Origin of the sequence: Pseudomonas canadensis (assembly GCF_000503215.1) — a bacterium.
Lineage (GTDB): Bacteria > Pseudomonadota > Gammaproteobacteria > Pseudomonadales > Pseudomonadaceae > Aquipseudomonas > Aquipseudomonas canadensis.
The window spans coordinates 115,572-137,062 of the sequence record NZ_AYTD01000010.1 but is presented as its reverse complement, the minus strand read 5'-3'; the positions used below and the strand labels follow the sequence as shown (position 1 = coordinate 137,062).

Genomic DNA, 21,491 nt, shown 5'->3' with positions numbered 1-21,491 from the left:
TCAATCGGCGACTGTCTCGGTCTCAAACAGTCCCTCGCCCAAGGCCCGGGCCGTCTCCAGATGCGCCTGCGCCCCGCCGCTTTCCGAATCCAGCAACAGCGCTGATGTGACCACCTGCGCGCCGCAGTAATCGAAGATCCCGTAGTCAATTTGCGTGCGCATGGCCTTGGCGTAGCCGTGCCGATCAAACGCGCCGTCGTCGGCAGCGCCCAAGGCCAGCAGGTGTACCTGCAAGTGGCGCAATTTCTTCACCACCGGCGTATCGGGACCGTAATCGATCGCCCAACCGTTGATGAACACGCGGTCGATCCAGCCTTTGAGCAGGCCCGGCATGGACCACCAGTAGATCGGGAATGCCAGCACCAGCGCATCGGCGCGGTCGATGCGGGCTTGTTCAGCCAGTACGTCCGCCGGTGGCGTGGCGCGCATACGGTGTACCCGATGGTCGGCTGCGTTATAGCGCGGGTCGAACCCTTCGGCGGCGATGTCGGCCATTTCGAAGGTGTGGCCCGACGCAGCAAGGCCGGCGGCGACCTGGGCGGCCACGCTGTGGGTGAGGGATTGCGGGTCGTGGTGAGCAACAACGATGAGTGCGTGCATGACATTGACTCCGTGAGAGGTTACGCTGGGCTTAAGTTACGTTTAGTAAGTTACTTTTGGTATATAAGCATGTCAAGCACAGCGTCCCCCGCTCCTCGTCGTCGCCTGTCTCGTGAAGATCGCCTGCGCCAACTGCTGGACGTGGCCTGGCAACTGGTGCGCGATGAAGGCACCGAAGCCCTCACACTCGGCCGCCTGGCGGAGTTGGCGGGGGTGACCAAACCGGTGGTCTATGACCATTTCGTCACCCGCGCCGGGTTGCTGGCCGCGTTGTATGAAGATTTCGATGCGCGTCAGGACCAGGTCTTTGCCAGCGCCATCGCAGCCAGCAACGCAACCCTTGACGACCGTGCCTGGGTGATCGCCGCGTCCTATGTGGATTGCGTGCTGTTGCAGGGTCGGGAAATCCCAGGGGTGATTGCGGCCCTCAGCAGTTCGCCGGAACTGGAAGCCCTCAAGCGCCAGTACGAGGCGATCTTCCTCGATAAATGCCGTGACGCGCTGTCGCCCTTTGGCCGCATATCCCAGGCGGGACTGCGCGGCATGTTGGGGGCGGCGGAGGCGCTGTCCCAGGCGGCGGCCAGCGGTGAGATCAGCCGCGAAGAGGCGCAGCAGGAGTTGTTGGCAACCATTCTGGCGATGGTCAATCGCGGCCGCGATTAAATGATTTTTGACGGATGAGGAATAAACCAGCGCGACGGGTGTTTACCTGAGTACGGCGTGTGCTTCAGCCCCGATTCTGTATAAACACCTGCACCTTGTGCGCCAGTTGATCAAGATGCCGATCCCGCTGTTTCTCGGCATCCACCATGGCGCGCTTGCCATGTTTTTGCAGCAGATAGGTATGAATCTGCCGCACCTCCAATGAGCTGTAGATCGCCGCCACATCCAGCACGCCCATCAAGCCGTCCGTGCCGTAGTCCCGTGTGTTCATCAGCACCTGGGTGCCCCGCGCGCCGCGCACTTGAAAACCCATGCCCTCGAACGCCGGCACTTTTTCCACTGAGCACGCCAGCTCCGCATGGGGATATCGGCTCAGCACATCACCCATCATTGCGCGTGCCACACCCTGGCGCCGGTGGCCAACCTGCACGGCCATAAACGCGATACCGCAGGCTTCTGGGTCATCCTTCACCGGCAGGTACAGGCAAAAGCCGATCAGCTTTTCCTCTTCCATCGCCACCACCAATTCGACGGCAATGCCTTTGGCACCGTTCAACGCTTCCAGGTACAGGTGCACCTCAAAGCCAATGGCGTACTGGTAGATGTTGTACAGCAGGTTGCTCGGCGGCAGCGCCACGCTGCTGATGTCGGTGAGGTTGTCCACCACCATCTGCAGGATCTGAGCATTGATGGGCTCGGGGCACGGTGTGGTGTAGCGGGTAAGGCTGAACATGCAAATTCCTGGGTTTAGCGTCAAGGCAGCGGCGATTGTACCTGTTGCAGCCCGCACACCTCACGCAAACATCCGCGCAACCAGCGATGGGCCAGGTCAGCGTCCAGCCTGGGGTGCCAGAGCATCGACACGGTGAAGGTGGGCAACGCCAGCGGCAATGCAAAGCTGCACAAGCCCTCGCGTTGGTGGGCGGTATAGCGTTCCGGCACGCTGGCGATCAGGTCGGTGTCGCGGGCTAGAGCGATGGCTGTGGCAAAACCGGCGACGACGGTACTGATCTGTCGCGTGAGGCCTTGGGCTTCGAGCATGTCGTCGATCTGGCCGCGGTCCTGACCGCGTCGGGAGACGTAGACGTGCCGGCCTGCGGCGTAACGTTCAACGCTGACGTCACCTCGGCTGAGAGGATGGCCACTGCGTACCACACCCACCAAGCGATCGCGAAACAGCGCCTGGGTCAGCACTTCCGGGCTGGCGGTTGGGTCGACCACGCCGGTTTCCAGGTCGACGCGCCCCTCACGCAGCAAGGTGCTGTCCTTGTCGGTTTTGTTGATGAAGCGCAGGCGCACACCGGGCGCGTGCTCAGCGATACGCGCCAGCAATGCCGGGCCGAAATTTTCGACGAACTCTTCGCTGGTGCGCAGGGTGAACGTACGCGCCACCTGGGCCATGTCCAGGGATTGCACGGGACGCAGCACGGCATTGGCCTCTTGCACCAAGCGGCTTACCTGCTCACGCAACGCCACCGCCCTGGGCGTGGGCACCAGGCCGCGACCGGCGCGTACCAGCAAAGGGTCGCCGGTGGTCTCGCGCAATCGGGCCAGGGCGCGGCTCATGGCCGAAGGGCTTAGGCGCAGGCGTTTGGCCGCAGCCGCGACACTGCCTTCGGCGAGCAGCACATCCAAGGTGATCAGCAGATTGAGATCGGGCATCCGCGTTCCTTATAAGGCGTTGTATGCATCTATTAACTGCAATCCATGCGTCTTCCGCCATGTTAGGCGACGCCGTAGATTTGTGACAGTTGCCATTACTCAAGGATTTGCCATGTCTACCCATTCACGCGGCAGCCTCATCAGCCTGTGCCTGTCCATGTTGCTGGCCTCGCTGGGCACCAGCATCGCCAATGTCGGCCTGCCCAGCCTGACGCGGGCGTTTGATGCCTCTTTCCACGCGGTGCAGTGGGTGGTGCTGGCTTACCTGTTGGCGATCACGGCGGTGATTGTGAGTGCCGGACGCCTGGGAGACCGGTTCGGGCGGCGGCGATTGTTGCTTGCCGGGTTGCTGCTGTTCGCCGTGGCGTGCGGGTTGTGCGGCTTGGCGCCGTCCCTTGCGTGGCTGGTTGCAGCACGCGTACTGCAAGGCCTCGGCGCAGCCGTGATGATGGCGATGGCCCTCGGCATGGTCGCAGACACTGTTTCCAAGGAGCGTACCGGCCGCGTGATGGGTTTGCTGGGCACGATGTCCGCCGTCGGCACTGCAATGGGCCCCAGTGTTGGCGGTGTGTTACTGAGTATGTGGGGCTGGCGGGCGATTTTCCTGATAGGCATGCCATTGGGAGGGGTGGCCGTCGCCCTTGGCTACCGCTATCTGCCGATTGACCGGCCCCGCGTGGCATCCCGCGATGGCTCAAGTTTCCGGGCATCATTAAAAGATGCGTCGCTGCTCACCGGCCTGGCCATGAGTGCCCTGGTCGCCGCCGTGATCATGGCCACGTTTGTGGTCGGACCGTTCTATCTGTCCCGAGGCCTGGGACTCGATCCCGAATGGATGGGCCTGGCCATGGCGGTCGGGCCCTGTGTCGCGGCCATCAGCGGCGTCCCCGCCGGCAGGCTCACCGACCGCCTTGGCAGCCCGCGCATGACATTGGCCGGCCTGGGCCTGATGGCCTGTGGCGCGCTGCTGTTGTCCTGCACTTCGGGTCTGTTCGCTTACCTGAGCGCATTGGTGATCCTGACCACGGGTTACAGCCTGTTCCAGGCCGCCAACAACACCGCTGTGATGAGCGACGTGGAGGCCGCGCGGCGTGGCACGGTCTCGGGCCTGTTGAACCTGTCACGCAACCTCGGGCTGATTGTCGGCGCCTGGGCGCTGGGCGCGGTGTTCGCCTGGGCCAGCCCGGATGTTACCCGTGCGCTCCCCCAATCCGTGGCCTATGGCATGCATGCAACGTTCGGCGTCGCACTGGCCTTGATCCTGCTGGCATGGGTGATGGCATGGCGCCGATTCAGTGCCTTCAACCCCCTGCAGAACACCCATTGAGGCAAAAAAACAAAAAAGGCGTTGCACCAGACCGGGTTACATCGCGCATCATGGGCACTTTCAAGCTCAAGGGTAACGTCCATGCGCGTTCTGTCATTGATGATGGGTCTTACGACGCTGGCCGCCACTACGGTGTTCTGCGCCAGCGCGATGGCGAATGAAGAAAGTCAGTTGGTACAACAGATCAACCAATACCGCAGCCAGGTGCAACGCTGCGGCGACCAGGGTTCCCAGGAACTGCCGCCATTGGCCAGCGACACCCGGCTGGTGCTGCCGGCCACCAACGTGGGCGACCTGCAGCAGGCGTTGGCGCGGGCCGCGTACCCGATGGTCAATGTGCAGGCCATCAGCCTGTCGGGGCCCAAGGATGCCCAGGCAGCCATGAAGGCGGTGCGCGAAAGTTTCTGCCGCGTGGTGCTGGACCCGCAATTTGTCGATATCGGCGTGAGCAACAGCGGCCAGGACTGGCGCATCGTGCTCGCCCGCCCGCTGCTCACCAGTGGCCTGGGCGATTGGCAGACCGAAGGCAAGCAACTGCTCAACCTGATCAACACCGCGCGCTCACAACCACGCCAGTGCGGCACCCAGGCGTTCACGGCTACCACGCCGTTGTCCTGGAATGACGACCTGGCCGGCGCCGCCAACAGCCACACGCGCAACATGGCCAACGGCAATTTCTTCGATCACCTCGACCACGACGGCCGCACGCCCGGCGACCGCGCTGAACTGGCTGGGTACATTGCGAAGAACATCGGCGAAAACATCGCCGCCGGCCTGGACACACCACGCAAGGTTGTCGACGGTTGGCTCGCCAGTCCGGGCCATTGCGCCAACCTGATGAACCCGCAATTTCGTGAGTTGGGTGCGGCCTATGCCATGGACCCGAAAAGTGATGCGGGGATTTACTGGACGGGGGTTTTTGGCGCCCAGTAGGCCCACCTGCACATCCCCTCAAACGGACAGTGCATCAAATTGCTATCACCGCGATAATCCCGCTGAACTGCCAGCGGGCATTCCGGTCTGTTGCTTGTTGGGCCGTCCCTTCCAGGCAGTGAACAGACCGTGGCAGACAAGGTGTTATCGCAATGATGAATTGGCTGCAAAGCAGCAGCGACATGGCTGAGCAGGTTCGCCAATACGATTGGGCGAGCACACCCCTGGGACCACTGGAGCAGTGGCCGGATGTGCTCAAGACCACCGTGGCGCTGTGTCTTGCGTCGAGCTTCCCACAATCAATCATTTGGGGGCCTCACCTGACCACGTTGTACAACGACGCGTTCATTCCGATCCTGGGCGACAAACCTTTTGCACTCGGTCGTCCATTCAGTGAGGTGTGGCATGAAGTCTGGGCCGACGTGAGTCCCATCGCCAATGCGGCGTTTGAGGGGCATGCCACCTATATCGAGAATTTCCCCCTGCTGATCGAGCGCGGCGCTGGCCTTGAACAAGCCTATTTCACCTTTTGCTACAGCCCCATCCGCGACCCAGATGGCAAGGTTGTCGGGATGCTGGATACCGTCACCGAAACCACCGCCACCGTGTTCCTCAACCGCCGCCTGGCGGTGTTGGACGCCGTGGGCAGTGCCGTGGCCAATGCCACCGACGCCGAAAGCATCATGTCCACCACCACGCGCCTGTTGGCCGAGCACCTGCACGTCTCCAATTGTGCTTATGCCGACATGGACGCCGATGAAGACGGCTTTACCATTCGCGGCAACTGGGCGGCGCCCGGCTCGCCGAGCATCGTCGGGCGCTACAGCCTGGCGTCGTTCGGCGCGCGGGCCGTGCAGCAACTACGTGCCGGAGAACCGCTGGTGGTGCAGGACAACCGCGTCGAATTTCCGCCGGAGGTAGCCGCCAGCTACCAAGCCCTGGGCGCACTGGCGACCGTATGCTTCCCACTGATCAAGGACGGCCGCCTGACCGCGTTGATGGCAGTGCACCACAAGACAGCACGCGTCTGGGCGCCCTACGACCTGGCGCTGGTCGGGGAAGTCACCGAGCGTTCCTGGGCGCATATCGAGCGGGTGCGCGCCGACGCCGCCGTACGCGAGGGCCTGGCGGCGTTCACCGAGCTGAATGCCACCCTGGAACAACGGGTGCATGAGCGCACCCTCGCCCTCACCCAGGCGGAAGCGGCGTTGCACCAGTCCCAGAAGCTGGAAGCCATCGGCCAATTGACCGGCGGCGTGGCCCATGACTTCAACAACTTGCTGACCATCATCCGCTCGTCGGTGGACTTCCTGCGCCAACCGGGCTTGTCCGAGGAACGGCGCCAACGCTATATGAGCGCCGTTTCCGACACCGTCGAGCGCGCCAGCAAACTCACCAGCCAACTGCTCGCTTTCGCCCGACGCCAGCCACTCAACCCGGAAGTCTTCGATGTAGGCCTGCGGGTCAAGAACATCGGCGAAATGCTCGAAAGCGTCACCGGCGCACGTATCCATGTGCAGGTGCAATTGCCCGAGCGTCCTTGCCACGTACGTGTCGACGCCAGCCAGTTTGAAACCGCGTTGATCAATATCGCCCTGAATGCACGAGACGCCATGGACGGGCAAGGCACCCTCACCTTGCGCGTGGCCACGGTGGACACCATGCCGCGCATCCGTGGCGACGAGGAAAGCCGCCAACCCTTTGTGAGCATCGCCCTGGCCGACACTGGCAGCGGCATTCCCGGCGAGACGCTGGAGCGCATTTTCGAACCGTTCTTCACCACCAAGGCCGTCGGCAAAGGCACTGGCCTGGGGTTGTCCCAGGTGTTCGGCTTTGCCAAGCAGTCCGGCGGCAACGTCGATGTGGCGAGCCATCCGGGCCAGGGCACGCAGTTTACCCTGTACCTGCCAGAGGTGGCGGCGCAGGTGATATCACACGAGCAAAGCCTGCAGGACCCCCTGCCGGGCCAGGACATAACGCTGCGCCATATCCTGATCGTGGAAGACAACCTCGAAGTGGGCCGCTTCGCCAACCAGATCCTGCAGGACCTGGGTTACCAGACCACCTGGGCCACCGATGCGGAGCAGGCGCTCGCATTGGCCGGCGCGGACGCCCTGGCGTTCGATGGGATTTTTTCGGATGTGGTGATGCCCGGCATGACGGGCGTAGCGATGGCTAAAGTATTGCGCCAACGGCGCCCGGATTTACCGGTGGTGCTCACCTCCGGCTACAGCGAGGAACTGGCCGAAAGTGGTTATGAAGGGTTCGAGTTCCTGCCCAAGCCCTACTCCGCCGACCAGGTTGCCCGGGCGCTTGCCAAGGCGATGTCCTAAGAGCTGTCCGGTGGTGCGCGGGCTCTTGTGGTGAGCGGGCTTGTCCCGCGCTGGGCTGCGAAGCGGCCCTAAAACCAAACGCCAAGGTGTGTCTGAAAAAAATGCGGTGATCTTGTTGGGGCTGCTTCGCAGCCCAGCGCGGGACAAGCCCGATCACCACAGAAGCCAGCTCACCACAACCACAGCACAACCAAAACCACAATTCAGCGCCCTACTCGGCCACCGCCACCTGATTACGCCCCTGGGCCTTGGCACGATACAGCGCCTTGTCGGCTGTGTTCATCAGGCCGTGCAGGTCTTGGTCCTGAGTATGGGTGGAGGCCACGCCGAGGCTGGCGCTCAGGCCATGCACCGGCTCGGAGGCCAGGCCTGAGATGGCCTTGATCAACTGCTCGGCAATGTCCCGCGCGGTTTCCAGCGACGTATTGGGCAGCAACACCGCAAATTCCTCGCCGCCCAGGCGCCCGTACACGTCGGCCTGGCGGAACGAGGCACTGATCACCCCACCAATCTGGCGTAGCACCTGGTCACCGGCCTGGTGGCCGTAGGTATCGTTGATTTCCTTGAAGTGGTCCATGTCCATCATCAATGCACACAATGGCTGTTGATTGTGACGGCATTGTGCGTACAAGACCTGGGCACGTTCGAAAAAGGCACGACGGTTCATCAGGCCGGTGAGTTCGTCGGTCTGTGCGGCGCGGGTGGAGATGTTGTGGGCACGCTCCATCTGACGGGTCAGGCGAAAGGCCTTTTCCAAGGCATCCGACAGCTTGCGCGTGGCGCTGACCACAAAGGTGGAGAACACCAGCACCGCAATGGCGATGCCCACTTGCATCGAGGATGGTTGGAACAGCAGCCACACGGTGCACGGCAATAGCACCACAGCCATGGAGGCCAAGGTCATGTAGCGATAAGCCGAGTAACAGGACACGGCGCTGACCGACATGCCCACCGTAAACAGCATCACCAGCACCTGGGACAATCGATCATCGGTGGGCATGACCGCCAACGCACCGATTCCCCAGGTTGCGGCAGACAGCATCAGCGTAACCCAGTAACGGCGCTCCCAACGGTCCGGCGTACGCTCGGCATTGGGACAGCGAAACCACTCCATGAACATCTGGATACGAACCAGGGAAGTCACCGCCAATACCGCCAGCCAGACCAGGATGACCTGATGGTCAAACCGATCCCAGCACAACCAGCACAGCATCACCGCGGCCAGGTAACTGCCGAAAATCGCAGCAAATGACTGCCGGAACAGCTGGTGCAAACGGTCGGTCCGCACCTGCTCCTCTATAAAGCAATCCTGGTCCTGCCCACGCCCAAGGCCATTCATGAGTTTCGCCTGATTCGACTGCCACGACAAAGGCGTCATTGTGGCACCCTGCCAGTAGTGCGGACAACAGAATCCAGCACGCTAGAGCCTTTAAAGCGATTCCGGCCGCAGAATCAGCACGCCCAGTGGCGGCAGATTCAACGACAGTGACACCGGCTGCCCGTGCTTGGGTTCATCCTGAGTAAACACCTCGCCCCCATTACCGTAATTGGAGCCTGCGTACATGTCCGCGTCACTGTTGATCACTTCACTCCAGCGCCCACCAAACGGCACGCCGACGGCGTAACCCTCGCGTGGCACCGGGGTGAAGTTGGCCACCACCAACACCGGCTTGCCGTCCTTGCTCCAGCGCAGCCAGGCGTAGACGCTGTTGATCGCGTCGTCACCGATCAGCCACTGGAAGCCTTGAGGCGCGTCGTCCTGCTCATGCAGGGCCGGCTCCTCGCGGTACAGGCGATTGAGGTCGCCCACCAGCTTCTGCACGCCTTTGTGTTCGGCGTACTGCAGCAGGTACCAATCCAATTGCTGATCATGATTCCACTCGCGCCATTGGCCGAATTCGCAGCCCATGAACAACAGCTTTTTGCCGGGGTGCATCCACATGAACGCCAGGTAAGCGCGCAAGTTGGCGAACTTCTGCCAACGGTCGCCAGGCATCTTGTCGATCAGCGAATGCTTGCCGTGCACCACTTCATCATGGGAGATCGGCAGGATGAAACGTTCGGACCAGGCATACACCAGGCCAAAGCTCAGCTCGTTGTGATGGTGGGCGCGGTACACCGGGTCCTGCTGGATGTAATGCAGGGAATCGTGCATCCAGCCCATGTTCCATTTGTAGTTGAAGCCCAGGCCGCCTTGCTGTGTGGGCTGGCTGACGCCGGGCCAGGCGGTGGATTCCTCGGCGATCACCAGGGCACCGGGTGCCTCGATAGCGACCACATCGTTGAGGTGACGCAGGAAGTCGATGGCTTCCAGGTTTTCGCGACCGCCATGGCGATTCGGCACCCATTCGCCGGCTTTACGTGAGTAGTCGCGGTAGAGCATCGAAGCCACGGCGTCCACGCGCAGGCCGTCGATATGGAAGTGTTTGAGCCAATGCAACGCCGACGCCAACATAAAGCCATGCACTTCGGTGCGGCCCAGATTGTAGATCAGCGTGTCCCAATCCTGATGGAACCCTTCCAGCGGGTTGGCATATTCGTACAGCGCCGTGCCGTCGAATTGCGCCAGGCCGTGGGTGTCGGTGGGGAAATGCGCCGGCACCCAGTCAAGGATCACGCCGATATCGGCCTGATGCAGGGCGTTGACGAAATAGGCGAAATCCTGCGGCGAACCGAAGCGTGCCGTCGGTGCGAACTGTGACAAGGCCTGGTAGCCCCAGGAGCCGCCGAAGGGGTGCTCCATGATCGGCATCAGCTCAATATGGGTGAAGCCCAACTGCTGCACATAGGGAATCAGGCGCTCAGCCAATTCGCGCCAGTTGTACTGGCGTGCCACTTCGCCCGCCTCGTCCAGCTCGACCTGCCAGGAACCCACGTGCAACTCATAGATCGACAGCGGTGCAGTAGTCTTCTGCTTCTCGACTCGCGATTGCATCCATTCGTGGTCCTGCCAGTCCACCTGCAAGGGCTCGGCAACCTTCGAAGCCGTGTCGGGCGGCAGTTGAGTGGCCAACGCCACGGGGTCGGCCTTGAGCGGCAGGATCCCATTGGCGCCGAGTACTTCGTACTTGTAGGCCGCACCCGGCTGCAGACGTGGGATAAAGATCTCCCACACGCCGGAAGGATGGCGCAGGCGCATCGGATGCCGGCGACCGTCCCAGATATTGAAGTCGCCCACCACCGAGACCCGCCGCGCATTCGGTGCCCACACGGCGAAGCGCACACCCTCAATGCCATCGACGCTGGTCACCTGGGCCCCCAGGCAACTGCCGAGATCGCGGTGATTGCCTTCAGCGAACAGGTACAGGTCCATTTCACCGAGCAACAGTTGTTGGAAGCTGTAAGGGTCTTCGGTGATCTGTTCACCGCCGGCCCACTGGATTTTCAACAGGTACGGCTGCCGGGTCTTGAACTGCCCGACAAACAACCCCGGGACCTGGCTCGCGTCCAGGCTGCCGATCGGCTCGCCGCTGTCGCGCGCCAGCACCTGGACGCTCAAGGCCTCCGGCAGGAACGCGCGGATAAACTGGCCGCCGTGCTCATCATCGTGTGGCCCGAGAATCGAGAACGGGTCATGGTGCTCGGCGCGTACCAGCGCTTCGACGTCCTTGGACGCCGGCAATGCAGTCAACTTCGGTTGCAGCGGTTCTTTATTTGTAAAGCTCATGACGTCTCCCCACCGCGTGCAGTTTTCGATATAGGTGCAAGCCCGCTCAACAGTCCGTGCAACCCTTGCAAGGGCACCGGCAACCAAGTCGGGCGGTTTTCCGCTTCGTAGGCCACTTCATACGCGGCCTTCTCCAGGCTGAACAATGTCAGCGCTGCGTCCTGCCCTTTGGCATCCTGCCAGTCATGCGCCAGTGTAGACGTAGCGGACTGATAAGCCTGGATAAAGGCCTGCCGTGCTTCTTTGAGGTAACGGTCAGTCACGCGTTTGCGCGCCTGGTCCGCTTCGGGCGAATGGTCCACCCCTTGTACATTCAAGGCCATGGCTGCCGCGTAGTCGAAGGAGCGCAACACGCCGCTCACATCTTTATACGGGCTGTGCTTGCCGCGTCGTTCATGCAATGGCCGCGCCGGTTCGCCTTCGAAATCGATCAGGTAGGCATCGCCCTTCACCACCAGCACTTGGCCCAGGTGCAAATCACCGTGAACCCGAATACGCAACCCGCCGGCCGTGGCTTTCGCCAAGGCCTGCACATGGCTGGCAATGGCTTTTTTCTGCGCCAGCAATTCACTGACCAGCGCTTGATCCGCGGGGTTCAACTGGCTTTGATGAAGTTTAAGCAGTTGCAACGCGCGGTCCAACTGCGCGCCGACATCTTTCGCCCAGGCCTGGGTGTCCTTGGCCGTGGTGGCTTCGGGCTTGAAGTCCTTGTTGCTGGTTTTCGCGCCGAGCACCAGGTGCATTTCACCCAGGCGTTGGCCGAGCAACCCGGCAAAATCCGCCAGCTCGCCGAGGGCGTTGTAGTGCTGTTCCTGCTCGGAGATGGCTTCGGCCAGTTCGTCGCGGATAGCCCGTTCCAGGTTGTTCTGGGTCCAGCTCCAGGCGTCACCCTGGTTGCTCAGGTAGCCTTGGGCAATCATCAGCAGGTTGTCCTGGCCTTCGGCGTCGTGGCGAATCATCGAGCCCAGTAGCGGCGAGATATTCGGGTAGCCGGCTTCGGTCAGGTAGGCGCTCATTTCCAGTTCCGGGTGCACGCCGGAGGCGACTTTGCGGATCAGCTTGAGCACCAGGCTCTCGCCCACCACCACCGAGCTGTTGGACTGCTCGGCCGACAGGTAGCGCACTTCGGACTCATCCGTCAGTTGCAGCTTGGCCAGGTGCGGCGTTGCGGCAAAGCGCAGTTCGCCTTCGTTGGTGTTGAGCACGGTACCCGCCTGCAAACCCTGGATGACGGCGCGGATAAAGTGTTCGAGGCTGAAGGCATCGGTTACCAACCCCACCTGACGCACTCGGCGTACACGGGCCAAGGCCAATTGCTGCGGCAAGGCGCTGGTGAACTGGTCTTCACCGAGGAAGCCGAACGGCAACTGATAACGGCTGACCTGGCCACCGGCCGTCACTTCAAGCTCGCTGAGCAACACTGGATGCTGGGGATCGCCAAAGCGCACACCGTAGGCAATGCGCACGCTGTCGATGGCCGTGTCCTTGCCCGCGAACCAGCGGCGCTTGGGCAACCAGGCCGGCAGTGCGGTCTGTTCCACGGAGGCGCGGCAAGGTTCTTCGAGCAATTCTTCCATGCGCTTTTTCAATACCAGGGTGGTGAAGTCTGGCATGCTCTGGGCCGGTTCCACATGCCAACTGGGCATCTGGTTTTCCGGCGCCAGCACAAACCAATAAAAGCCGTAAGGCGCCAGGGTCAGCAGGAAATTCAGCTGGCCGATGGGCGGGAAGGCATTACCGCCGAGCATCTCCACCGGCACCATGCCCGCAAACGCCGACAGGTCCAACTCGGCCGCCTGGGCACTGCGCGACACGTTGGCCACGCAGAGGATGATCTCGTTGCGCCCGTCTTCACCGGTGAACTCACGGGTATAGGCCAGGATGCGGCGGTTGCTCGGCGAGAGCATTTTCAGGCTGCCACGGCCGAACGCCTTGGATTGTTTGCGCACCGCCAGCATGCGCCGGGTCCAGTTCAGCAACGAATGCGGGTCCTGGGCCTGGGTCTCGACATTCACCGACTGATAGCCGTATTGCGGGTCCATGATCGGCGGTAACACCAGGCTGGCCGGGTCGGCACGGGAGAAGCCGCCGTTGCGGTCGATGGACCATTGCATCGGCGTACGCACGCCATCGCGGTCGCCGAGGTAGATGTTATCGCCCATGCCGATTTCATCGCCGTAATACAGGGCCGGCGTGCCAGGCATCGACAAGAGCAGGCTGTTGAGCAGCTCGACACGCCGGCGATCACGCTCCATCAGCGGCGCCAGACGGCGGCGAATGCCGAGATTGATGCGCGCGCGCCGGTCGGCGGCGTAGTAGTTCCACAGGTAATCGCGTTCTTTGTCGGTGACCATTTCCAGGGTCAGTTCATCGTGGTTGCGCAGGAAAATCGCCCATTGGCAGTTGGCGGGAATCTCCGGGGTCTGGCGCAGGATGTCGGTGATCGGGAAGCGATCTTCCTGGGCGAGGGCCATGTACATGCGCGGCATCAGCGGGAAGTGGAAGGCCATGTGACATTCGTCGCCGTCATCGCCCTTCTTGTCCCCAAAGTAGAGTTGGGTGTCTTCCGGCCACTGGTTGGCTTCGGCCAGCAGCATGCGGTCGGGGTAATGGGCATCGATTTCGGCGCGGATCTGCTTGAGCACGTCGTGAGTCTCAGGCAGGTTTTCGTTGTTGGTGCCATCACGCTCGATCAGATACGGGATGGCGTCGAGGCGCAGGCCGTCGATGCCCATGTCCAGCCAGTAACGCATCACCGACAACACAGCTTTCATCACCTGGGGGTTGTCAAAGTTGAGGTCGGGCTGGTGGGAATAGAAGCGGTGCCAGAAGTATTGGCCGGCGACCGGGTCCCAGGTCCAGTTCGACTTCTCGGTGTCGAGGAAGATGATGCGGGTGCCGTCGTATTTCTGGTCGTCATCCGACCACACATAGAAGTCCCGCGCCGCCGAGCCTGGCTTGGCCTTGCGCGCGCGTTGAAACCAGGGGTGCTGGTCGGAGGTGTGGTTGATCACCAATTCGGTGATCACCCGCAGCCCGCGCTTGTGCGCTTCGGCGATGAAGCGCTTGGCGTCGGCCATGGTCCCGTAGTCGCTGTGCACACCACGGTATTCGGCAATGTCATAGCCATCGTCGCGACGTGGCGAGGGGTAGAACGGCAGCAGCCAGATGGTGTTCACGCCCAGGTCGGCGATGTAGTCGAGCTTGGCGATCAGGCCGGGGAAATCACCGATACCGTCGTTATTGGAGTCGAAATAGGATTTGACATGAACCTGGTAGATCACCGCGTCCTTGTACCAGAGCGGGTCTTTGATGAAGGTGGCAGCGTTGGGCTTCTTCGCCATTGGAAACTCCTGGAATATTCGAACGGGAGAAACGCGGTCACTGTAGGAGCCGGCTTGCCGGCGATGGCGTACTTGAGCCATGCAGCGACGCCAGGGGCCTTATCGCCGGCAAGCCGGCTCCTACAGGTCCGGTTTCAAGAAGTGGTAATACGCCAGATCCCAAACGGCATCTGCGGCTCCAGCCGCATCCACTGGCTTTTGCCATACCAGGTCCAGCGATGGCCGTTCATCAAGTCCTCGCCCTGGGTCTGGGCGTCGTCCGGCAGGCCCAACTCCCACAGTGGTAGCTCGAAATGGGCTTCCTGGGCATTGAAGGGATCAAGGTTCACTGCAACCAGAATGAAGTTGCTGCCATCCTCGCTGTGCTTGCCGAAATACAGGATGTTGTCGTTCCAGGCGTTGTAGAGCTTGAGCCCCAGATGCGTCTGCAAGGCCGGGTTCTGCCGACGGATACGGTTGAGCTGGGCGATTTCGGCAATGATGTTGCCGGGCGCGGTGAAGTCCCGTGGACGAATCTCGTATTTCTCCGAGTCCAGGTATTCTTCTTTGCCCGGCACCGGGGCCGCTTCGCAGAGTTCGAAGCCGGAATACATGCCCCACAGGCCTGAACCCATGGTGGCCAGCGCGGCACGGATCAAAAAGCCGGGACGGCCGGATTCGTGCAGGAAGGCCGGGTTGATGTCCGGCGTATTCACGAAGAAATTCGGCCGGTAGCATTCGCGCCACGGCGACTCATTCAACTGCGTCAGGTATTCGCTCAATTCGGCCTTGGTATTGCGCCAGGTGAAATAGGTGTAGCTCTGGGAATAGCCGACCTTGCCCAGGCGCGCCATCATCGCCGGCGTGGTGAATGCCTCGGCAAGGAATATCACCTCGGGGTGCTTGGCGCGCACATCGCTGATCAGCCATTGCCAGAACGGCAGCGGCTTGGTGTGGGGGTTGTCGACGCGAAAGGTCTTCACGCCCTCTTCCACCCAGCCCACGACGATGTCGCGCAGCTCGGTCCACAGGCTTGGGATTGCGTCCGCGGCGTAGAAGTCGACATTGACGATGTCTTGGTACTTCTTCGGCGGGTTCTCCGCGTATTTGATCGTGCCGTCAGGGCGCCAATTGAACCAGCCCGGATGCTCCTTGAGCCATGGATGGTCCTGGGAGCACTGGATGGCGAAGTCCAAGGCGATTTCCAGACCATGCTCGGCGGCCGCCTGGACCAGGCGGCGAAAGTCGTCGCGGCTGCCCAGTTGCGGATGAATCGCCTCATGGCCGCCGTCTTCGCTGCCGATGGCATAGGGGCTGCCCGGATCATCCGGGCCGGCGGTCAGGGAATTGTTCTTGCCTTTGCGGTGGCTGCGGCCGATGGGATGAATTGGCGGGAAATACAGCACGTCAAAACCCATGTCATGGATCATCGACAGGCGCGAGTGCACGTCATTAAAGGTGCCGTGGCGCGCGGGATCGTCGGTGATCGAGCGCGGGAACAGCTCGTACCAACTGGCAAAGAGCGCCGCTTCGCGCTCCACATCGATGGGGTACACCGTGCTGATGCTCAGATAGGCGCGATGATCGGCCTGGGTCATCAGGTGTGCACTGTCTTCGTGCAGGAACTGCGCAACCTGCTCGGTTTCCAGCAGGCCGGAGAGTTCGTGGTGCAACAGCATCAGACGGTCACGTAGCTCATTGTCACTGCGCTCGGCGGCCTGCAACACCAGGCTGCGGCCTTCCTGCAACTCCAGGCTGACCGGCACGCCGGCCTCATGTTTTTTGCGCAACTCGTAGCAAAAGCTGGCAAAGGTATCGATCCAGGCTTCGATGCAGTATTCGTGAGGGCCTTGCTGGGCCACGGTAAACGCGCCCTCCCAGCCGTTGTTGCCCACGTCGGTCATGACCACGCTGTGCCAGCTTTCGTCCTGCAGCGGGCGCCAGCGGATGAGGACAGCGAGCTTGTCATGGCCGTCGGCGAAGACTTTGCTGGTGACATTGACGCGCTGGCCCACCACGGCTTTTACGGCGAATTCGCCGCCGTCAATCACGGGGGTGGTGCTTTCGATGGCGATCCTGGGCAGCAACAAGGCCTGGGACAACGGTAACAAGGATTCATCTGGAGTCAGTGTTTCAGCAGTCATCGAGCATCTTCCCCTTACGCCCTATGGACGCTCATTGCTTGATCCGAATTCTGATACGACGCTGCTCTCCCTGAGCAAGGCCGTCATAGGTCCGAGCCCGGGCCCGCGATAAAAGTTCAGCTGGATGTACTGCCATTGAGCGGGGAATCAATTCGCCCCGGCGGCTGTCCACCGATAGAGCAAAGCACAAAGGAGGCCACACCGATGAATATCCCGATCCCAGCGGAAACGCCGGACCCGAATATCGACAAACCCACGCTGCCACCGACCCAACCGGAACCGATTCCGGAAAAAGAACCGCCCGAAAATGAGCCGCCACCGGTAGAGGAACCGCCGACGACCATGCCGCCCGTGATTGTCAGTCCTTCTCGAAACGCTTGACGATTTTTGGCATGACGCTGAACACCGCCAATGCCAGCAAGGTACTCAGCACCGCTGTCGATTCCCGGCCCAACCCGGCTGAGACCCCAATCGCAGCGGTCATCCACAAACCGGCAGCGGTGGTCAGGCCTTTGACGTGGCCTTCTTCATCATCCTTGCCCTTGATGATCGTACCGGCGCCCAGAAAGCCGATCCCCGCAATCACCCCCTGCACCACCCGGCTCATGGCATCCGCCTGATTGCCGGACATTTGCGGCACCATCACGAACAATGCAGCGCCCAACGCCACCAGCATATGGGTGCGCACCCCGGCGGCCTTGCCCTTGCTCTCTCGCTCAAAGCCGAGGATGCCGCCCAGGATGGCGGCGATCAGCAGGCGCACGGTGATCTGGGTGAGTTGCTTGGCGTCGCCGATGTCGGCGAACTCGGCTTGCAGGGTTTGCCACACTTCATGCCACCAGGCGTCCATGGATGCTGTCCTTTGTCATTATTGGTAATGGATGGACAGCAGCGACCGCCAGTCAGTTGCCTGGAACCCCCACACATCGCTGGGCCCTAACCTTATATCGCCCACAGATAAGGAGAACGGCATGCCCATTCGTATCGAAAACCAACTGTGCTACTTCACGCTTGATGACAATGGCCAGGAACAGAGCGTGCCAGCGACCCGGGTCAATATTGTTACTGACCTCGACAAGTCGATGTCCTACGTAGAACTGGCCGCAGAACGGATCTATATCACTGAGGCCGAGGCGGACGCCCTGACAGTGGCGGGTGCCCACGATGGACGTCAGCATGTGAAGGTCGAAGAACCTGGTTCGCTGATTTAATTGATCTGTGTCAGCGCCGTCGAAATAACGCTGCACCCCTGGTCCCATGGGGTGCAGCACATTGTCGCACTGCTGTTCCCCCGCCCCATCTGATCCGCTTTTTATCGCCGTAGCTGAGTCTGTTATGCAAACAGCGTCACGCGCATAGTTCATCCGCCTGATGGAGGCTGATGAGCGAACGACCATGAGCGAACACATCCCAACCGTGGAAATTTTTGAGCCCACACACCCAAAGAAGGTGAAGGCCAAATCCAGCGACAACCTGATTCATACCCGCAGTTTCACCGGCCTGTTCCGTACCTTGCGCGTGAGCGGTGCAGCCTTCCTGTTCCTGGCGTTTTTCGGCACGGTGTGGCTGAACTGGGACGATCGGCAGGCGGTGCTGTGGGACCTGGCTGAAAGCAAATTCCATATCTTTGGCGCGACTTTCTGGCCGCAGGATTTCATCCTGTTGTCGGCACTGTTGATCATCTGCGCCTTCGGACTGTTTGCGATCACCGTGTTTGCCGGCCGCGTGTGGTGCGGCTACACCTGCCCGCAAAGCTCGTTTACCTGGCTGTTCATGTGGTGCGAAAAAGTCACCGAAGGCGAACGCAACCAGCGTATCAAGCTGCACGCCGCGCCCTGGAGCCTGAACAAGCTGGCGCGCCGCTCGGCCAAGCACACCTTGTGGCTGGGGATCAGCGTGCTGACCGGCCTGACGTTTGTCGGTTATTTCACGCCGATCCGCCCTCTGGCGACCGAACTGCTGACCTGGCAGATGGGCGGCGTCAGCCTGTTCTGGGTACTGTTCTTTACCGGCGCCACCTACATCAACGCCGGTTGGCTGCGCGAAGCGGTGTGCATGCACATGTGCCCGTATGCGCGGTTCCAGAGCGTGATGTTCGACAAAGACACCCTGACCATTTCCTACGACGTGGCGCGCGGCGAAAGCCGTGGCCCGCGCAAACGTGAAGTCAAACCTGCCGACGTCGGCCTGGGCGACTGCATCGACTGCCAGTTGTGCGTGCAGGTCTGCCCCACCGGCATCGACATCCGCGACGGCCTGCAAATGGAGTGCATTGGCTGCGCGGCGTGCATCGACGCCTGCGATTCGATCATGGACAAGATGGGCTACCCGCGTGGCCTGGTGAGCTACACCAGCGAACATCAACTCCAAGGCGGCAAGACGCACCTGCTAAGGCCGCGCCTGATCGGCTACAGTGCCGTGCTGTCGGTGATGATTGCTGCGTTGGTAGTGGCGTTGGTAGAGCGGCCGATGGTGTCGCTGGACGTGACCAAGGACCGTGGCATGTTCCGTGAAAACGCCCAAGGTCTGATCGAGAACATCTACAGCCTCAAGGTGATCAACAAGACCCAGCAGCGCCAGGACTATCGCCTGGAACTGGTGGACGCCGACGGCTTCCAGTTGCAAGGCAAGAGCGAGATCAGCCTTGCGCCTGGGGAAATCACCGATGTGCCGGTGTCGGTGGTATTGCTGGCGGATAAACCGGCGAGCAGTTCGCAGACCTTGCGTTTCAAGGTCACGGATGTGGATGAGCCGTGGATCTACAGCGCCGCTGATAGCCGCTTCGTGGCGCCGCTGAACCGCTGAAATCTGTCTGAATATGTGGAGATTAAAATGTGGGAGCGGGCTTGCTCGCTCCCACATTTTAATCGCTGCCAAGTCTGAAAAAACTGTTAAGGCCCCCATGAAACGCTACGAAAAATTCGCCGACGACATTGCAGAACTGATTCGCTCCGGCGTACTTGGCCCCGGCCAGCGGGTGCCGTCGGTGCGCTACGCCAGCCAGACCTACGGCGTCAGCCCGTCCACGGTGTTCCAGGCCTATTACCTGCTGGAGCGCCGAGGCCTGATCCGCGCGCGACCGCGCTCCGGTTACTTCGTCAATACCCATGCGCCCAGCCCATTTTCCGAGCCGGTGGTGAGCGAGCAGGTGCATGAGTCCACCGAAGTGGATGTGAGCGAACTGGTGTTCTCGGTACTCGACTCGATCAAAGACCCGAACACCGTACCGTTCGGCTCGGCGTTTCCCAGCCCCATGCTGTTTCCGCTGCCGCGCCTGGCACGCTCCCTGGCCAGCGCCAGCCGCGAAATGGACCCGCGACTGGTGGTCACCGACATGTCGCCGGGCAACCCGCAACTGCGCCGGCAGATTGCCCTGCGCTACATGGTCAGCGGCCTGATGCTACCGATGGAAGAACTGCTGATCACCAACGGCGCTTTGGAGGCCTTGAACCTGTGCCTGCAGGCGGTCACCGAACCGGGTGACCTGGTGGCCATCGAAGCCCCGGCGTTCTACGCGTGCCTGCAAGTGCTGGAGCGTTTGAAACTCAAGGCGGTGGAAATTCCGGTGCACCCGCGCGACGGCATCGACCTCAACGCTCTCGCGCAAAGCCTTGAGCGCTACCCGATCAAGGCCTGCTGGACCATGACCAGCTTCCAGAACCCCATGGGCGCGACCCTGCCGGAAGCCAAGAAACAGGCCCTGGTGGAACTGTTGCGCGGCCATCAGGTGCCCTTGATCGAAGACGATGTGTACGCCGAACTCTATTACGGCCAACAGGCGCCGAAACCCGCCAAGGCGTTCGATACCGAAGGCTTGGTGATGCATTGCGGCTCCTTCGCCAAAAGCCTGGCCCCGGGCTATCGCGTAGGCTGGGTGGCAGCCGGCCGCTTTGCGCAGAAGGTTGAGCGGCTGAAGCTGATGACCTCGCTCTGTCCGTCAATGCCGGCCCAGGCGGCGATTGCCGATTACTTGCAGCACGGCGGTTATGACCGGCACCTGCGCAAACTGCGCTATGCCCTGGAAGAACAACAAAGCGCCATGCTGGCCGCGATCGCCCGCTATTTCCCGGCACAGACCCGGGTCAGCCAACCGGCCGGCGGGTATTTCCTGTGGCTGGAGCTGCCGGAGCAGACGGATTCGTTGAAGTTGTTCCAGATGGCGTTGGCGCAGGGCATCAGCATCGCGCCGGGGCCGATCTTCTCGGCGACCCAGCGCTTCAGGAACTGCATTCGCTTGAATTACGGCAGCCCGTGGAACGAGGCGTCGGAGAAAGCCATGGAAACACTGGGAAGAATCGTGCGCTCGTTTTGAATCGGAACCGAATCCATCAGGAGGCCACACAAGGAAACTTTTTCCTGTTCTCAACCTGGAGTTTTCCCATGCTAACAGCGAGCGCTTACTACCTCACACCGCTTCCGGTACCCCCAAACTACATGCGTGCAGACGAACAGAAACAAGTGCGCGAGATGAACGGCCCCATGGGCCGCCCTGTCGGCGACCATCGCTCGGCCGACAGGATCATCGAACAAAGCCCCGTGTTGAAAAGCTTCCTGGACAACCGTGACAATTACCTCCTGATCGATGATTTGAAACGAAACGTGGGTGATTGGGACAGCGCCAACCCAGAGGTCCGGGCGAACGCGATCTACGACCTGGATAAAGTCTTGCGTTTTATCGACAACCTCGACGACCGTTACTTGAACGGCAGCCACAGCCGCAACGGGAAAATCGACGGTTTCGCCAGCAACGGCTACAGCCGGCTGGATAACTCGGAAGCCAGCCTACTCAAGGCGTTTTCCGACGAGGGTTACCCAGTGCTGCGCCATCTGCGCACCTGA

General features: G+C 61.3%; 17 protein-coding genes. 9 read left to right on the top strand and 8 right to left on the bottom strand.

Annotated elements, in window-relative coordinates:
* Positions 1–600, bottom strand: coding sequence for an NAD(P)H-dependent oxidoreductase (locus U367_RS0105130; RefSeq protein ID WP_028615962.1), 600 nt, complete (start codon positions 598–600; stop codon positions 1–3).
* 69 nt (positions 601–669) lie between these two features.
* Between U367_RS0105130 and U367_RS0105125 the strand changes: the two genes are divergently transcribed.
* The gene (locus tag U367_RS0105125; RefSeq protein ID WP_028615961.1) at positions 670–1,263 is read left to right on the top strand and encodes a TetR/AcrR family transcriptional regulator; all 594 of its coding nucleotides are present in this window, start codon (positions 670–672) and stop codon (positions 1,261–1,263) included.
* A 64-nt stretch (positions 1,264–1,327) separates the two neighbouring features.
* On the opposite strand, the gene U367_RS0105120 is transcribed toward U367_RS0105125, so the two are convergent.
* Both U367_RS0105120 and U367_RS0105115 read right to left on the bottom strand, forming a co-directional pair.
* Positions 1,328–1,996: a GNAT family N-acetyltransferase gene (locus U367_RS0105120; protein ID WP_028615960.1), complete on the bottom strand. Its 669-nt coding sequence runs from the start codon at positions 1,994–1,996 to the stop codon at positions 1,328–1,330.
* A gap of 20 nt (positions 1,997–2,016) precedes the next feature.
* Complete coding sequence (locus U367_RS0105115; RefSeq protein WP_028615959.1) at positions 2,017–2,925, bottom strand: LysR family transcriptional regulator; 909 nt, start codon at positions 2,923–2,925, stop codon at positions 2,017–2,019.
* 112 nt (positions 2,926–3,037) lie between these two features.
* Here U367_RS0105115 and U367_RS0105110 point away from each other — a divergent pair, with 112 nt between their 5' ends.
* The 3 genes from U367_RS0105110 (at position 3,038) to U367_RS0105100 (ending at position 7,518) form a co-directional block, all read left to right on the top strand.
* A complete protein-coding gene (locus U367_RS0105110; protein WP_028615958.1) occupies positions 3,038–4,252 on the top strand; it encodes an MFS transporter in 1,215 nt (404 codons plus the stop codon).
* A gap of 81 nt (positions 4,253–4,333) precedes the next feature.
* Positions 4,334–5,185 carry a CAP domain-containing protein gene (locus U367_RS0105105; protein WP_028615957.1) on the top strand — a complete coding sequence of 284 codons (852 nt, stop codon included), beginning with the start codon at positions 4,334–4,336 and terminating at the stop codon, positions 5,183–5,185.
* A gap of 152 nt (positions 5,186–5,337) precedes the next feature.
* Entirely contained in the window at positions 5,338–7,518 is a 2,181-nt protein-coding gene (locus U367_RS0105100) for an ATP-binding protein (protein WP_028615956.1), read from the top strand.
* A 211-nt stretch (positions 7,519–7,729) separates the two neighbouring features.
* Here the strand turns inward: U367_RS0105100 and U367_RS0105095 are convergent, their stop codons facing one another.
* The 4 genes from U367_RS0105095 to U367_RS0105080 all read right to left on the bottom strand — a co-directional run bounded on the left by U367_RS0105095 (position 7,730) and on the right by U367_RS0105080 (position 16,652).
* Positions 7,730–8,896 (bottom strand): GGDEF domain-containing protein, encoded by a 1,167-nt coding sequence (locus U367_RS0105095; protein ID WP_028615955.1) that lies wholly within the window; start codon positions 8,894–8,896, stop codon positions 7,730–7,732.
* Positions 8,897–8,947: 51 nt separating this feature from the next.
* The gene (gene glgB, locus U367_RS0105090; RefSeq protein ID WP_028615954.1) at positions 8,948–11,185 is read right to left on the bottom strand and encodes a 1,4-alpha-glucan branching protein GlgB; all 2,238 of its coding nucleotides are present in this window, start codon (positions 11,183–11,185) and stop codon (positions 8,948–8,950) included.
* Positions 11,182–14,529, bottom strand: a complete 3,348-nt coding sequence (gene treS / locus U367_RS0105085; protein WP_028615953.1) for a maltose alpha-D-glucosyltransferase — start codon at positions 14,527–14,529, stop codon at positions 11,182–11,184. The genes glgB and treS overlap by 4 nt, the downstream gene beginning before the upstream one ends.
* A 134-nt stretch (positions 14,530–14,663) precedes the next feature.
* On the bottom strand, positions 14,664–16,652 hold the full coding sequence (locus U367_RS0105080; RefSeq protein WP_028615952.1) for an alpha-1,4-glucan--maltose-1-phosphate maltosyltransferase: 1,989 nt from the start codon (positions 16,650–16,652) through the stop codon (positions 14,664–14,666).
* A 204-nt stretch (positions 16,653–16,856) separates the two neighbouring features.
* Here U367_RS0105080 and U367_RS1000000132015 point away from each other — a divergent pair, with 204 nt between their 5' ends.
* Complete coding sequence (locus tag U367_RS1000000132015) at positions 16,857–17,033, top strand: hypothetical protein (RefSeq protein WP_162834919.1); 177 nt, start codon at positions 16,857–16,859, stop codon at positions 17,031–17,033.
* Here U367_RS1000000132015 and U367_RS0105075 read toward each other — a convergent pair.
* Entirely contained in the window at positions 17,011–17,502 is a 492-nt protein-coding gene (locus U367_RS0105075) for an MgtC/SapB family protein (RefSeq protein ID WP_012723945.1), read from the bottom strand. The two genes, U367_RS1000000132015 and U367_RS0105075, sit on opposite strands and share 23 nt — an antisense overlap.
* Before the next feature lie 121 nt (positions 17,503–17,623).
* Between U367_RS0105075 and U367_RS0105070 the strand changes: the two genes are divergently transcribed.
* The 4 genes from U367_RS0105070 (at position 17,624) to U367_RS0105055 (ending at position 21,491) form a co-directional block, all read left to right on the top strand.
* On the top strand, positions 17,624–17,863 hold the full coding sequence (locus tag U367_RS0105070; RefSeq protein WP_028615951.1) for a DUF3203 family protein: 240 nt from the start codon (positions 17,624–17,626) through the stop codon (positions 17,861–17,863).
* 184 nt (positions 17,864–18,047) lie between these two features.
* On the top strand, positions 18,048–19,457 hold the full coding sequence (ccoG, locus tag U367_RS0105065; protein ID WP_028615950.1) for a cytochrome c oxidase accessory protein CcoG: 1,410 nt from the start codon (positions 18,048–18,050) through the stop codon (positions 19,455–19,457).
* A gap of 97 nt (positions 19,458–19,554) precedes the next feature.
* Positions 19,555–20,964: a GntR family transcriptional regulator MpaR gene (gene mapR / locus U367_RS0105060; protein ID WP_028615949.1), complete on the top strand. Its 1,410-nt coding sequence runs from the start codon at positions 19,555–19,557 to the stop codon at positions 20,962–20,964.
* A 68-nt stretch (positions 20,965–21,032) separates the two neighbouring features.
* Entirely contained in the window at positions 21,033–21,491 is a 459-nt protein-coding gene (locus U367_RS0105055) for a hypothetical protein (RefSeq protein ID WP_032864137.1), read from the top strand.